The sequence below is a fragment of the Psychrobacter sp. TB20-MNA-CIBAN-0197 genome (genome assembly GCF_040309765.1).
Lineage (GTDB): Bacteria > Pseudomonadota > Gammaproteobacteria > Pseudomonadales > Moraxellaceae > Psychrobacter > Psychrobacter submarinus.
Window position 1 is genome coordinate 1 of record NZ_JBEOPC010001049.1, and the last position, 252, is coordinate 252.

General features: G+C 59.5%; 1 protein-coding gene. It reads right to left on the reverse strand.

Annotated elements, in window-relative coordinates:
* A partial coding sequence (locus AAEY83_RS17110) for a 4Fe-4S double cluster binding domain-containing protein (protein WP_351061060.1) occupies nucleotides 1-252 on the reverse strand: 252 nt, incomplete at both ends.

Sequence of the window (252 nt, forward strand, 5' to 3'; positions counted from 1 at the left end):
ACACGCGATTGCCAATCAACGGCCGCAACTCTTCGGGAATCGCGGTTTTCAGCTCGATGGTCAGATAGGAAATGCAGCGCCGCGCGTCCAGCACATAGGGGCCGACGAAGGCGTTGGTCGGGCAGATATCCAGGCACGCGGTGCAACGCCCGCAATGTTCGCTGCTGTGCGGTTCGTCCACCGGTAGCGGCAGGTCGACGAACAGTTCGCTCAAGAAAAAATAACTCCCGGCCTTGCGGTTCAACACCAAGG